Origin of the sequence: Cellulomonas sp. SG140 (assembly GCF_025770785.1) — a bacterium.
Taxonomy (GTDB): domain Bacteria; phylum Actinomycetota; class Actinomycetes; order Actinomycetales; family Cellulomonadaceae; genus Cellulomonas.
On the sequence record NZ_JANZLA010000008.1, the window covers coordinates 13,824 to 27,216 of the forward strand.

Consider the following 13,393-nt stretch of genomic DNA (forward strand, 5'->3'; position numbering starts at 1 on the left):
GGGCGGGGCGCCGCCCCGGGTCGCCGCGTCCGGCGAGCCCGACCGTCCGGTCAGGCCGCGCGCGCCCAGCGCGCCAGCTGACCGGCCGGCACCACGCGGTGCCGTGCGATCGCGGACACCGTGAGGCCGATGCCGACGGCCGTCCACACGACCAGCAGCGCCACGGGTCCGGCGATGCTGCCCGACCCGGTGGTCACCGCCTGCATCGCCGAGAGCGCCGGTGCCGGCGGCAGCAGCCCGAACAGGGACTGGAGCACGGCCGGCACGGTGGACACCACGACGGTGGCCAGCGCGACCACGGCGATCACCACGGAGGCGAACCGACCGACGCCGCGCAGCAGCGCCACCAGACCCTGGTTCACCGCGGCGAACGCGACACCGGCCAGTGCGGCGACGCCTCCGAGCGCGACCCAGCGGCCGGGCGACAGGTGCAGCGCACCGGCCATCGCGACGGTCAGCAGGACGCCCTGCACCACGCCGATCAGCGCCCCCGGGGCGAAGGCGCGCAGCGCCAGCGCCAGCGACGAACGGGTGGAGCCGAGCGCCCGCGCCGGCCACGCGCCGAGCACCAGGAACGTGGCGAGCCCGCCGAGCCACAGGGCCACTGCGAGGAGGAACGGGACGATGCTCGAGCCGAACAGCTCGGTGCTGGCACCGCTGGTCGACACGGGGTCGGCCACGATGTCGGCCAGCGCCTTGGCCTGGTCGGTCGTCTGGGTGGGCAGCTGCGACGCCGCCTGACCGAGGCCGGTGGCGAGGCTGCTGGCGCCGGTGCCGAGGCTCCCGGCGCCCGAGCCCAGCTGTCCCGCACCCGAGGACACCTGCTGCGCCCCCGAGGCGAGGGCGCTCGCGCCCGACGACATCTGGCCGGCGGCTCCGGCGGCCTTGCCCGCGCCGACGGAGAGCTGTGACGCGCCGCTGGCCAGGGACGACGCACCGGACGCGGCCTGCGCGGCACCCGACGCGAGCTGGTGCGCGCCGGACGCGGACTGCTGGAGGTAGCCGGCGATCGTCTGCAGACCGCTGGCGGACTCCCCCGCGCCGTCCGCGAGCTGCGCACCGCCTACGGCCAGCTGCTGGACGCTGGTCTTCAGCGCGGGCTGACCGTCGACCCCGGTGTTCACGGCGGCGTCGAGCCCCGCCGCACCCGAGGCGAGGGCCGCCGCGGAGTAGACCAGCGACGGCGTCTGGCCCGCGGGGGGCGCCGTGCTGACGCGCTGGGCTGCGATCGTCTGGAGCAGCTGCTGGCACGTGCCCGGCACGCCCGCCGAGCAGGCCTGCGCGAGCTGGTCGACACCTCCGAGGAACGTCGACAGGCCGGTGCTGAGCTGCCCGGCCCCGGACGCCACGGAGGAGGTCCCGGCCGCGAGCCCGGTCGGTGCGTTGACCCCGTCGGACAGCTGCTGCAGCCCCGACGCGAACGCCTGGGCACCCGGCACCGCGGCCTTGGCCGTCGCGGCTGCGGACGACGTCTGCGCCGCGAGCTGGTCCAGCCCCGAGGCGAGCGACGACGCCCCGCTCGACACCTGCCGCACCCCGGACGCCAGCGAGGCGGCACCACCGGACAGCGAGCCGGCACCGCTCTGCAGCGCGCCGATCCCCGTCGCCAGCTGCGCGGTGCCGGAGGCGAGCGACTGCGCACCGGTGCCCACCTGGCCGGCGCCGGTCGCCAGCTGCTGCGCGCCGGTGGACAGGCTCTGCGCACCCGTCGCCAGCTTGGTGGCGCCGTCCGACGCCTCGCCCAGCTTGTCGTGCAACGTGCTGAACCCGACCAGCACGTTCTGCAGGTACGCCGTGGTCAGCTGCTGACCGAGCACCCGCACGGCCGTCCCCGTGACCGCCTGCGCGACGGCGGAGTCGGCGATCTTGGACCGGTCGCTCACCTTGATGTCGATGGTCGCCCGCTGGGCGTGGGCGGCGTCCGCGGTCGACGTGGCTGCTGCGGAGAAGTTCGACGGGATGGTGACCACGGTCGCGAACCGGCCGTCGGCGAGCCCGGCGGCGGCGTCGTCCGCGTTGGTGACCACCCAGGTGAAGTTGCCCGAGGAGTCGGAGCCGGAGACGTTCTTGACTGCGGCGCCCGGCGTGGCCGAGGCGCTCGGCGCGGGCGTCGCCTCACCCGAGGGTGCAGCGGTCGGAGACGGGGTGGCCGTGGCCCCGGACGACGACGCGTCAGCCGCCCCGGCGGACGTGACGAGCCCGGCGGCGAGCTGCCGGCCGAGCGGCACCGTCTGACCCTTGACCGTCACGGGCGTGTCGAGGTTGACCACCGCAGCCTGCACGCGGTTGAGCCGCTGGGTGGGCTGCCACAGCGCCCAGGTCAGCAGCCCGCCGATGGTCAGCGGCACCAGCACCAGGCCGAGCACGGTGAACCAGGTGGCGCGGCCGCTGGTCCGGGCGCGCTCCGGCCGCAGCAGGGCGTCGAGGGGGTTGGACATCTCAGAGCACCTTCGCAAGCTCGGGGGCGGCGGCCAGCGTGACCGTCGCGGTGGGCGGCATCGGCAGCAGCCCGCCGACGGCGTCGACCGTCTGCGCGCTGACGACGAGGGACAGCGGGCGGCCCTCCGCGGCGGCGGTGCGCAGCTCGGACGCCAGCTCGTCGTGCACCGCCCTGCGGAGCACCGGGTCGCCGACGGCGTCGAGGTCGTCGATCGCGACGATCGGCGTGCGGGCCGCGAACGCCTGGCGCAGCTCGTCCACCGGGTCGGTCGCGCGCGCCAGCCGGGCGAACGCGACGGCGCGACGGATGTCCCGGGCCCGCACCGGCGCGACCAGACCGGCCACCTTCAGCGTCCCGGCGTCGGCGTGCGCACGGCCGGCGATGGTGAGCAGCAGGGCGGTGCGTCCGCTGCGGTGCGGCCCGGCGACGACGAGCGCACCGCCGGTGGCGAGTCGCACGGAGACGCCGTCGTACAGCGGCCACCCGTCCGGCCGGTCCAGGCGCAGCCCGGCGGCCGCCACCGCGTCGTCGGCACCCGGCTCCGGCCACTGGGCCAGCGCGAGCTCCGAGGCGAGCCCCTCGCCCTCGACGTCGAAGCTCGGCAGCACCCGGTCGAGCCAGCGCGGCATGTGCCAGGCCCGGTCGCCGAGCAGCTGGAGCACCGCGGGGACCAGGGTCATGCGGACCACGAAGGCGTCGACGAACACCCCGGCTGCCAGGCCGAGCGCGATCGGCTTGATGTTGACGTCGCCCTCGGGGACGAAGGCGGCGAACACCGAGAACATGATGGTCGCGGCGGCGGTGACCACCACGGCCGAGGCGGTGAACCCGCTGCGCACGGCGGCCCGCGCGTCCCCACCGTGCACGTAGTCCTCCCGCATCCGGGAGACGAGGAACACCTCGTAGTCCATCGCCAGGCCGAACAGCACGCCCATCAGCACGATCGGCATGAAGCTGATGACGGGCATCGTCCGGTCCAGGCCGAGCAGGCTCGCGCCCCAGCCCTTCTCGAACACCATCGCGACCACGCCGAACGCGGCCACCACGGACAGCAGGTACCCCGCCGTCGCCTTCAGCGGCACCCACAGCGACCGGAACACCATGGTGAGCAGCACGAACGACAGGCCGACCACCAGGAGGCCGAAGGGCAGCAGCGCGCGGCCCAGCCGGTCGGAGATGTCGATCTGCACCGCCGTCACGCCGGTGACGGACAGGTCCACCCCGTACGTCCGCTGGAAGTAGCCGTGCTTGGCGCGGATCGCCGCCACCAGGTCCTTGGTCGCCTGCGAGTCAGGCCCACCGGTGGGGACCACCTGGACGATGCCCGTGGTCGCGTCCTGGTTCGGGGTGGCGAGCGGGACGGACGCCACGCCGGGCAGCGCCTCGATCTCCTCCTTCAGGTTCGCCATCAGCCCCAGCGGGTCGGTGGACCCCACGATGGTCCCGGTGACGATCAGCGGGCCGTTGTAGCCGGGCCCGAAGTGCTCCGCCAGCAGGTCGTAGGTGATGCGGCCGCGGGAGTCCTTGGGCTGCGTGCCGGCGTCCGGCAGGGCGAGGCGCAGGTCGAGGGCGGGCAGCGCGACGGCGCCGAGGCCGAGGACGACCAGCACGATGGTGACCACGGGGAAGCGGGTGACGGCCCGCACCCAGCCGAGGAAGAAGCGGTTCTGGTGCACCTGCTCGCCCGCCAGGTGCGCGGTGGCGCCGGGCTGCTGGGTGGCGACGAGCTGCTCGGTGGTCGCGGCGTGGGCCGCACCGTCCGCCGTCGTCCCGTCGCCGGTCGCCGCGTCCGTCGTCGCCGCAGCAGTCGTCGCGCCGGCCCTGGCCGCACGCCGCGCCGCCCGCCGCTCCCGCCGGTACCCGGGCCGCACGCGGTCGCCGGCGAACCCGAGCAGCGCCGGAGTCAGCGTCAGCGCGATCAGCACCGCGAGCCCGACGGCGACGGCCGCCGCGACCCCCATCACGGTGAGGAACGGGATGCCCGCCACGGCGAGCCCCACCAGCGCGATCATCACCGTCAGCCCGGCGAACACCACGGCGGACCCGGCTGTGGCGAGCGCTCGCGCCACGGACTCGCGCGGCTCGATGCCGGCGCGCAGCTGCGACTGGTGCCGGGACACGATGAACAGCGCATAGTCGATGCCGACGGCCAGGCCGAGCATCAGCGCCAGCATCGGGGTGGTCGAGGAGATGGTCGCGAACCGCGTCGCGATCGAGATGCCGAGCGTCGAGATCCCGACGCCCAGCAGTGCCGTCACCAGCGGCATACCTGCGGCGAGGAACGAGCCGAAGGTGACCACCAGCACCCCGAGCGCCACCAGCACGCCGAGCGCCTCGGTGGAGCTGACGGTGGGCAGTCGCACCGAGAAGATGTCGCCGCCGAGCTCGGCCGTCGAACCGGCCGGCAGTGCCGCGCGCAGCGCGCTCTCCTCGGCGATCAGCGCCGAGCGCGTGGCGTCCGTGATGGTGATGCTCTGGCCGTCCATCTGCACGGTGACCACCGCGGCGGACCCGTCGTCGGACACGCCGCCGGTCACCTGGGTGCCGAACGGGTCGCTGACGGCGGAGACCTGGCTGATGGTCTTGAGCGTGGTCACCGCGTCCTCGACGGGCTTGCGCACGGCGTCGTCCCGCACCGTCACGCCGGGCGGCGCGACGACCACCAGACGCGCCGTCGAGCCGCTCACCTGCGGGAACGTGTGCTTCAGCGCGTCCATGGCGGTGCCGGACTCGGTACCGGGGATGGAGAAGGTGTTGTCGGTGCCCTTCGACAGCAGCTTCGCGCCGCCCAGCGCCAGCAGGAGGATCGCGAGCCAGGCCAGGACCACGCGCACACGGGCGCCGAACGACCAGCGGCCGAGCCGGTAGAGCAACGAGGACACGACGGCTCCTGGGAGACGGGTGAGCAGGGATCGATACGCCGGTGTATCCGATACACCAACGTATTCGATAGACTGGCTGCACGCCAAACGCCCGCTGGAGGTGACCCCCATCTCGACCCCCGCCGACGTCCTGCTGACCCCCCGCCGGCAGCGCACGCGCGACCGGCTGCTCGACGCTGCCTACGAGGTGTTCGCCGAGCAGGGCGTGCACGCCAGCACCGTCGAGGAGGTCTGCGAGCGCGCCGGGTTCACGCGCGGCGCCTTCTACTCCAACTTCACGACGAAGGAGGAGCTGTTCGCCGCCCTGATGGAGCGCCAGCACAGCCTGCAGCTCGCCGCGCTCGCCCTGAAGGTCGACCGGCTCCGGCCGCGGCTCGAGGCGGTGACCGGCCCGATCGACGAGGCCGGCCTGGGCGACCTGATGCTGGACTTCTTCACCGGACCGCTGGACGACCGGACGTGGTGCCTGATCGACCACGAGTTCCGGTTGATGTCGCTGCGCGACCCGGAGGTCGCCGGGGTGTTCGCGGCGCACGAGGAGGCGTTCGAGACCTCGCTCCTCGCCATCGTCGGGCGCGCGCTCGACCTGGCCGGGCGGCGCTTCGTGCTGCCCGACGGTGTGGCCGTCCGGCTGCTGGGCGACCTCTACCAGGACATGCTGCAGCGCGCGATCCGCGCGGGCCGCTCCCTGCACGAGGAGCCGGAGGCGCGCGACACGATGGTGCGGCTGGTGCTGGCCCTGACCCGGCCCGTGGCCGCGGCCGACGGCGGCCCCGGCCGCCGAACCGACCTGCACCCGGCTGCGACGGACGTCCCCGTGCGCGCCGACGCCACGTGCTGAGCACCCTGCGGGCCCGGCTCGCCGCCCAGCCCCCGACCGTCGGCACCGTGCTCGGCGGCCTGCTCCGCGCACCCGGGACCCTGCTGTGGCTCACGGCCCTGGTGGTCACGGGCGTGCTCGGCGAGGAGCTGAGCGAGCAGCAGCTGGGAGACCGGCTGCTGGCCGCCTCGACCAACCTGACCAACCTGGCGCACCAGCCCGTGCGCGTCCTGGTCGACTCCGCGCTGTGGGACGGCCACGCGGTGTGGTGGCTGCTGCTGGTGCTGGGGAGCGTCAGCTGGACGGTCGAGCGCTGGCTCGGCACCGCCCGCTGGTTCGCGGTGCTGTTCGGCGCCCACGTGGTCGGCACGCTGATCAGCCAGGGCGTGGTGGCGCTGCAGGTGGCGCACGGGCTGGCGCCGGCCAGCGCCGAGGTGGTGCTCGACTACGGGGTCAGCTACGCGATGGCCGGGGCCCTCGGGATCCTGGCGCACCGGTTCCCGCCCCGCTGGCAGGCGCTCTACGTCACGGTGGCGCTGGCCGACTTCACGTCCCCGTTCTGGGCGCCCGGGCACCCGCCCGTGACGTTCACCGACCTGGGTCACCTGGTGGCCCTGCTGACCGGGCTGGCCGCCTACCGCCTCGCCCCCGCGGCGGTGGACCCGACGGCCGAGGCGGAGCCGCCGCTCGACGAGCTGGTGGCCGACTCGCTGGTCGACGAGCGGCTGGTGCTGGAGGACGCCGTGCCGGCCGGCGGCCCGACCGACTGACCGACCCGTCAGCCCACGTGGTCCCGCCACGAGTGCGCGGGGACGTAGCCCAGCAGGTCCCGGGCCGCGCCGATCGCCAGGAGCGTCTCGAACCCCTCCAGCGGGCGGGTCAGCGGCACCTCGGGGAACACGGCCGCCATCAGCTCGGCCGAGGGGGTGTTCATGATCGTGTCGGCCGCCGCGATGATCACGTTCTGCGATCCGCTGGTCGGCCGCTCGATCCCCAGGCGGCAGGCGGCGGCGACGTCCCGCACGTCCACGTAGCCCCACAGGTTCCAGCGGCGGGAACCCAGGTCGCTCCAGTACCCCGGCACCCGCGCGTAGTCCTCGGGACGGTGGATGTTGGACAGCCGCAGCCCGACGAAGGGGATGCCGGACCACGCCGACACGTGCTCTGCGGTCTGCTCCCCGAGCACCTTCGAGAGGGCGTACGTGCTGGTCGGAACGGGGAAGTGCGCCTCGTCGACCGGTGCGTACCGCGGCGGGACGTCGAACGGCAGGCCGAGGGTCGTCTCGCTCGACGCCCACACCACCTTGCTCAGCCCGAGGCGGGCCGCCGCGAGGAACACGTTGGAGTTGGCCGCCGTGTTCCGGTTGAGCGTCTCCGGCCCGGTGGCGCGGCCCGGTGCCGGGATGTTGCCCAGGTGGACGACGGCGTCCGAGCCCGCCAGCACCTCGACCGCCTGGCCGTAGTCGGTCAGGTCGGCGACCACCAGGTCGGTGCCCAGCTCGTCGTTCTCACCCGCCACCCCCGTCAGGTCGGTGGCCACCACCTCGTAGCCGTGCTCGAGCAGGTCCGCCACCACCGCGCGTCCCGCCTTGCCCCATGCGCCTGTCACCGTGATCCTCACGGCTGCGATCCAAGCACCGCCCGCCGACGGCCGCCCGGGCAGCCGGCTGCACCGCGACCCGTCCCCGACCCCAGCCGGGGCGCAGCTGAGACGCACCTCACACCCTGCGACGGCAGCGTGCGGCAGATCCGCCCCGGACGTGGACTAGCGTCGCCCAGCCGGCACCACCCGCGGGCCGCACCCGCGGCAGAACGACCTGCGCCGCCCACCGGCGCCTCTCGAGTCCGAAGGACCTCTCGTGACCCAGCTGCAGTCCCACCCGTCCGCCCTGGTCAGCACCCTGCTGGACGGCGTCGACCCCGGACCCCTGTTCACCCCGGTCGAGCCGGTCCCCGGGCTGACGCTGCGCAACCGCTTCGTCATGGCGCCGATGACCCGGGCGTTCTCCCCCGAGGGCGTGCCCGGCGCCGACGTCGCCGCGTACTACGCCCGCCGCGCGGCGTCGCTCGGCCTGATCGTCACCGAGGGCACCTACGTCGACGAGCCGTCGGCCGGGAGCTCGTCCCGCGTGCCGCACCTGTACGGCGAGCGCGCGCTGGCCGGGTGGCGGGCCGTCGTCGAGGGCGTGCACGCGCAGGGCGCGCGCATCTTCCCCCAGCTGTGGCACCTCGGAGCCACCCGCCGCGCGGGCTGCGACCCGGTGCCGTCGGCGCCCGTGGTGAGCCCCTCGGGCATCGACGCCGCCGGACGCACCGTGGGTGAGCCGGCGAGCGCCGCCACCATCGCCGCCGTCGTCGACGCGTTCGCCCGCGCGGCAGCGGACGCCAAGGCGGTCGGGTTCGACGGCGTCGAGGTGCACGGCGCCCACGGCTACCTGCTGGACCAGTTCCTGTGGGAGCGGACCAACCAGCGCACCGACTCCTACGGCGGGTCGCCCGCCAACCGGGTCCGCCTCGCCGCCGAGGTGGTGTCGGCGATCCGCGACGCCGTCGGCCCCGGGTACCCCGTCAGCTTCCGCTTCTCGCAGTGGAAGGGCGGGCACTACGACGCGAGCATCGCGACGACGCCCGACGAGCTGGCGCAGGTGCTGGTCCCGCTGACGGAGGCGGGCGTCGACCTGTTCCACGTCTCCACCCGCCGCTACTGGCTGCCGGCCTTCGAGGGGTCGGACCGCACCCTCGCCGGCTGGACCAAGGAGCTGACCGGCCGGCCGGTGATCGCCCTCGGCTCGGTGGGCGTCTCCGCACCGTTCATGGGGGCGGAGACCGAGGGCCAGGAGACCCTCAGCCTGGCGCCGCTGGTCGAGGAGCTGGAGCGGGGTGAGCTCGACCTGGTCGGCCTGGGCCGGGCGGTACTGGCCGACGCGCACTGGGTGAAGAAGGTCGGTGCGGGCCGTACGGCCGACATCCGGCCGTACGAGAAGGGTCTGGAGGGCGTCCTCGACTGACGTCAGCAGTGGGCTCACAGCCGGGCTTCCTGGTCACCGGGCGCCATGCCCGGCATGCTCGGCAGCACCGCACCGCTCCGTACCCGGCGGCCGGCGCGGTGCGGAGGTCGACGTGGCCAGGCGTGTGCTGGTGGTGGACGACGAGGCGGGCATCCGCCGGGTGCTGCGCGCCTACCTCGAGGCGGACGGGTTCACCGTCGTCGAGGCCGGGACCGGGACCGACGCGCTGGCCGAGCTGCGCCGGGACCGGCCCGACGTGGTGCTGCTGGACGTGATGCTGCCCGACGTCGACGGCCTCGAGGTGCTGCGGCGCATCCGTGCCACCTCGGGCGTCGGCGTGGTGCTGGTCACCGCCCGCGCCGAGGAGGCGGACACGCTGGTCGGTCTCGCCGTCGGCGCCGACGACTACGTCACCAAGCCGTTCAGCCCCCGCGAGGTGGTGGCCCGGGTCAAGGCCGTCCTGCGACGGGCGCGGGACGACGAACCCGACCCGGAGCGCCTCCGCTTCGACCGCCTCACCGTGGACCTCGCGGCCCGCGAGGTCACCGTGGACGACCGTCCGGTGACACCGTCGGCCCTCGAGTTCGACCTGCTCGGGGCGCTGGCCCGCTCCCCCGGCCGCGTCTTCTCCCGTCGGCAGCTGCTCGAACGGGTGTGGGGTGACGACTTCTACGGCGACGAGAGGGTGGTCGACGTGCACGTGCGCAGCCTGCGGCGGCTGCTGGCCGACGACGTCAGCGCACCACGGTTCATCGCCACCGTGCGTGGCGTCGGGTACAAGTTCGTCGGGAGGCCGTCATGAGGCGCCTGTCCACCCGCCTGCTGCTGAGCCACACCCTCGTCGCGCTCACCGGAGCGGTCACGGCGTACCTGGTCACGCGTGTGCTGACGCCACACCTGTACGACGCCCGCGTCGGCATGATGGCCGGCCGCATGCCGCCGTGGGACCCGCACGTGTCGCGCGACTTCGCGGTCGGTGCGTCGAACCACGGCCTGGCCATCGGCGTCGTCGTCGCGCTCGCGGTGGCGATCGCCGCGGGTGCGTGGTCGTCGTGGCGGCTGCTGCGTCCGCTGGACGACCTGTCCGCGGCCGCGCACCGCATCGCCGCCGGCCGGTACGACCAGCCGGTGCCCCCACCCCGCGAGGCGGAGCTGGCCCGGGTGGCCAACGACGTCAACGCCCTGGCGGCGCGGCTGGCCGAGACGGAGGCCCGCCGGATGCGCCTGCTGGGTGAGGTCGCCCACGAGATGCGCACGCCGCTGACGGTGCTGGACGGGTACGTCGAGGGGCTGCAGGACGGCGTGTTCACCCCCGAGCCGGAGCTGTTCGCCGAGCTGTCCGGTGAGCTGCGCCGGCTGCGGCGCCTGTCGGAGGACCTCGGGGCGCTGTCCCGGGCCGAGGAGGGCCGCCTCGGCCTGCGCGTCGCCCGCGTCGACGTGGCGGCGGTCGCCATCGGAGCCGCCGAGCGGCTGCGCCCCCAGCTGCACGACGCCGGACTGGACCTGAAGACCGAGTCGGCCGGCTGGGCGCTGCTGGTGGACGGCGACGGCGACCGCATCGCCCAGGTGGTGACCAACCTGGTGGGCAACGCCCTGGCCGCCACACCAGCGGGTGGGCAGGTGCGGGTGCTCGCGCGACCGGAGGGCCACGAGGCGGTGATCGAGGTCAGCGACACCGGCGTCGGGCTGGCCGAGGGCGACCTCGAGCGGGTGTTCGAGCGGTTCTACCGAGCACCCGGTCCGGTGGGACCCGCGGTCGCGCGACCCGGCACCGGCATCGGCCTGACCATCGCCCGCGGCATCGCGCACGCGCACGGTGGATCCCTGGTCGCGTCCTCACCCGGACCCGGCCAGGGATCCACCTTCACGCTGCGGCTGCCGCTGGCGCGCTGACGGCGCGCACCGACGGCCGGACGGTTCAGCTGGACGGCGACGCCGACGGGCTCGGCACGGGCGCCGGGCCGTACCCGCGGTGCATGCCCGGACCGAACCCCGGACCGAACCCCGGCCCGGAGCCCCGACCGGAGCCCGGCCCGAACCCTGGACCGACACCCGGCCCGGTGCCCCGCCAGCCGCCCTGCCCGCTGCGCTGACCGGGCTGCACGCCCTGGTACGGCTGGTCGTCCCGGTCCCAGCCACGGTGCATGCCGGGCATCCCGTCCCACGGGCGAAGCACACCCCGGTCGCTCACCGCGCTGACGCCCGCCCAGGCCACGGTCGCGCCGACCGAGCCGATCAGCAGGACGACGGCGACCACCAGGGCCGCGATCAGCGGACCGCGCCGGCGTGCCGGCGGCAGCCCGGGGCCGGTTCCGGCCGCGCCCGGGGTCGGAGCCGCACCGGCCGGCCGTGGCGTGCCGGGCTCCGGCGTGGTCGGCACCGGCTCGGTGGGAGGCACGGTGCTCATGGCTGCCCGCCCCGCGACTCGAGCAGCGCCGCGCGCAGCTGCCGGTACGTGTCCACGTCGATCTCACCGGTGGCCAGGCGTCGGTCGAGCACCTCGAACGGCGACTCCGGCCCCTGCGTCCACGGCCCCTGCGCTCCCGGCGCCTGGCCGTACGGCGCCCGGCCCCACGGACCGGGTCCCCAGGGACGGTGCACGGGCGGTGCGCCGCGGCGGCCGGACGTCGTCAGCTGCACCACCAACCAGATGATCGCCGCGATCAGCAGCAGCCAGAACAGGCCCATCACCAGCCACACCCCGGCGTGCATGCCGCCTCCGTACCACATCATCTTCGGTCTCCGTCGGGCTCGCGGACGGCGCTCGTCCGCCGTCCTCCACGTCCAGCGTCCGCCCCGTGCGCGAAGGCCGCCCGGTCGCGATTGCGAAGATTCGATGAAGACGCCGGTCAGACGAGTGTCGCCGCCGACCCGGCGCAGTGCCAGGCTGGTGCCGATGAACGCGCACGAGGTCCCGCAGCCGAGCCCGTCGAGGATGACGCCGTTCGCCGGCCACCCGATCGTGGTCGCGATCGTGCCCGGTCAGCCGGAGCTGGTGGCGCTGACCGCCATCTCCTGGTCGCAGGCGGCCGGCAACCCGCCGCTGTACTTCGCCTACGTCGACACCACCCGGTTCGTCCTGGAGGAGTTCCCGGACGGCACCGTGCGGCACGGCGAGGTGGACCCCGACACCGTCGACGACCGCTGGGAGGACCGGCGGATCCAGATCGTCGAGACGCTGACCCGCGTGATGGAGGGCACCGGCGTGCCGTGGGAGTTCCGGTACCTGGCCGGCCGGCCGGACCGTTCCCTGACCCACCTGGCTCGCGCGGTGGACGCCGCGGCGATCGTCGTCGGCACGCGCGCCCCCGGTCGCGGGGCGCGGGTGCGGGAGTTCCTGGAAGGCTCGGTCGCCGTGCAGCTGTCCCACCACCAGCACCGGCCCGTGCTCGTCGTCCCGCTGGGCGTCGTCGACTGGAAGACACCGTTGTGGAGGTGACGCCGCCCGCGCACCCGCGGCCGGCCTACCGCCGGCCGGGTCTGCTGGGACTGGTGGTACTGGGCGGGGCGGTCGGCACCACGGCACGCTGGGAGCTGGGCCGGCTCCACGCCGTCGCCACCGGCACGTTCCCCTGGACGACCTTCTGGATCAACGTCACCGGCTCCCTGCTGCTCGGCCTGCTGCTCGAGTCGCTGGCCCGTAGCGGTCCGGACCACGGCTGGCGTCGGGCGCTGCGGCTCGCCATCGGCACCGGGGTGATGGGCGGCTACACCACGTACAGCACCTTCATGGTGGAGTCCGACCTGCTGATCCGGGGCGGCCGGGTCGGCCTCGCGGCGGTGTACGTGGCGGGCAGCGTCGCCGCCGGGGTGCTCGCGGCTCTGGTCGGCATCCTCGCGGCGCGGGCGCTGGTGCGGAGGCCCGCATGATCCCCGTGCTCCTGGCGCTGGCCGGCGGCCTGGGTGCCGCGACGCGGTTCGTCGTGGACGGCGTCGTGGCGCGCCACAACCGCCTGCCCTTCCCGCTCGGCACCGTGGTGATCAACGTGTCGGGTGCGCTGCTGCTCGGCGCGCTGACGGGCCTCGCGATGCGGTACCCGGGCCTGTCGGACGAGAAGGTGGTGCTCGGCACCGGCTTCCTGGGCGGCTACACCACGTTCAGCACGGCCAGCGTCGAGGCCGTCCGGCTCGCGACGGGCTCACGCCCGGCGGTCGAGGCGGTGCTGCACGCCGTCGGCATGGCTCTGGCGGGGCTCGCCGCCGCAGGCGTCGGCCTCTGGCTCACCCTGCCCTGACCCGAGGC

Annotated in this window: 13 protein-coding genes; 8 read left to right on the forward strand and 5 right to left on the reverse strand. The window is 74.8% G+C overall.

Annotation, left to right across the window (positions count from 1 at the left end; all coding sequences use genetic code 11):
* Window positions 1–50: 50 nt before the first annotated feature.
* Window positions 51–2,438 (reverse strand): hypothetical protein, encoded by a 2,388-nt coding sequence (locus N0B34_RS14235; RefSeq protein ID WP_263732075.1) that lies wholly within the window; start codon window positions 2,436–2,438, stop codon window positions 51–53.
* Between the two features lies 1 nt (window position 2,439).
* On the reverse strand, window positions 2,440–5,322 hold the full coding sequence (locus N0B34_RS14240) for an MMPL family transporter (RefSeq protein WP_263732076.1): 2,883 nt from the start codon (window positions 5,320–5,322) through the stop codon (window positions 2,440–2,442).
* Between the two features lie 100 nt (window positions 5,323–5,422).
* On the opposite strand from N0B34_RS14240, the gene N0B34_RS14245 reads away from it, so the two are divergent.
* Both N0B34_RS14245 and N0B34_RS14250 read left to right on the forward strand, forming a co-directional pair.
* A complete protein-coding gene (locus N0B34_RS14245) occupies window positions 5,423–6,163 on the forward strand; it encodes a TetR/AcrR family transcriptional regulator (RefSeq protein ID WP_263732077.1) in 741 nt (246 codons plus the stop codon).
* Window positions 6,157–6,912 carry a rhomboid-like protein gene (locus tag N0B34_RS14250; RefSeq protein ID WP_263732078.1) on the forward strand — a complete coding sequence of 252 codons (756 nt, stop codon included), beginning with the start codon at window positions 6,157–6,159 and terminating at the stop codon, window positions 6,910–6,912. The genes N0B34_RS14245 and N0B34_RS14250 overlap by 7 nt, the downstream gene beginning before the upstream one ends.
* Before the next feature lie 8 nt (window positions 6,913–6,920).
* On the opposite strand, the gene N0B34_RS14255 is transcribed toward N0B34_RS14250, so the two are convergent.
* Window positions 6,921–7,763, reverse strand: coding sequence for an NAD-dependent epimerase/dehydratase family protein (locus tag N0B34_RS14255; RefSeq protein WP_263732079.1), 843 nt, complete (start codon window positions 7,761–7,763; stop codon window positions 6,921–6,923).
* Window positions 7,764–8,001: 238 nt separating this feature from the next.
* On the opposite strand from N0B34_RS14255, the gene N0B34_RS14260 reads away from it, so the two are divergent.
* The 3 genes from N0B34_RS14260 to N0B34_RS14270 all read left to right on the forward strand — a co-directional run bounded on the left by N0B34_RS14260 (window position 8,002) and on the right by N0B34_RS14270 (window position 11,043).
* Window positions 8,002–9,150: a 12-oxophytodienoate reductase gene (locus N0B34_RS14260; RefSeq protein WP_263732080.1), complete on the forward strand. Its 1,149-nt coding sequence runs from the start codon at window positions 8,002–8,004 to the stop codon at window positions 9,148–9,150.
* A 112-nt stretch (window positions 9,151–9,262) separates the two neighbouring features.
* Window positions 9,263–9,952 (forward strand): response regulator transcription factor, encoded by a 690-nt coding sequence (locus N0B34_RS14265; RefSeq protein ID WP_263732081.1) that lies wholly within the window; start codon window positions 9,263–9,265, stop codon window positions 9,950–9,952.
* Window positions 9,949–11,043: a sensor histidine kinase gene (locus tag N0B34_RS14270; protein ID WP_263732082.1), complete on the forward strand. Its 1,095-nt coding sequence runs from the start codon at window positions 9,949–9,951 to the stop codon at window positions 11,041–11,043. Before N0B34_RS14265 ends, N0B34_RS14270 begins: the two co-directional genes overlap by 4 nt.
* 25 nt (window positions 11,044–11,068) lie before the next feature.
* On the opposite strand, the gene N0B34_RS14275 is transcribed toward N0B34_RS14270, so the two are convergent.
* A complete protein-coding gene (locus N0B34_RS14275) occupies window positions 11,069–11,557 on the reverse strand; it encodes a hypothetical protein (protein ID WP_263732083.1) in 489 nt (162 codons plus the stop codon).
* Window positions 11,554–11,862 carry a hypothetical protein gene (locus N0B34_RS14280; RefSeq protein WP_263732084.1) on the reverse strand — a complete coding sequence of 103 codons (309 nt, stop codon included), beginning with the start codon at window positions 11,860–11,862 and terminating at the stop codon, window positions 11,554–11,556. The genes N0B34_RS14275 and N0B34_RS14280 overlap by 4 nt, the downstream gene beginning before the upstream one ends.
* Window positions 11,863–12,046: 184 nt before the next feature.
* Here N0B34_RS14280 and N0B34_RS14285 point away from each other — a divergent pair, with 184 nt between their 5' ends.
* Genes N0B34_RS14285 through N0B34_RS14295 form a run of 3 tightly spaced genes read left to right on the forward strand, consistent with a single transcriptional unit; the run spans window position 12,047 to window position 13,385 of the window.
* Entirely contained in the window at window positions 12,047–12,589 is a 543-nt protein-coding gene (locus tag N0B34_RS14285) for a universal stress protein (protein WP_263732085.1), read from the forward strand.
* Window positions 12,586–13,020 carry a fluoride efflux transporter FluC gene (locus N0B34_RS14290; protein WP_263732086.1) on the forward strand — a complete coding sequence of 145 codons (435 nt, stop codon included), beginning with the start codon at window positions 12,586–12,588 and terminating at the stop codon, window positions 13,018–13,020. Before N0B34_RS14285 ends, N0B34_RS14290 begins: the two co-directional genes overlap by 4 nt.
* On the forward strand, window positions 13,017–13,385 hold the full coding sequence (locus tag N0B34_RS14295; RefSeq protein WP_263732087.1) for a fluoride efflux transporter FluC: 369 nt from the start codon (window positions 13,017–13,019) through the stop codon (window positions 13,383–13,385). The genes N0B34_RS14290 and N0B34_RS14295 overlap by 4 nt, the downstream gene beginning before the upstream one ends.
* The last annotated feature ends 8 nt before the right edge of the window (window positions 13,386–13,393 follow it).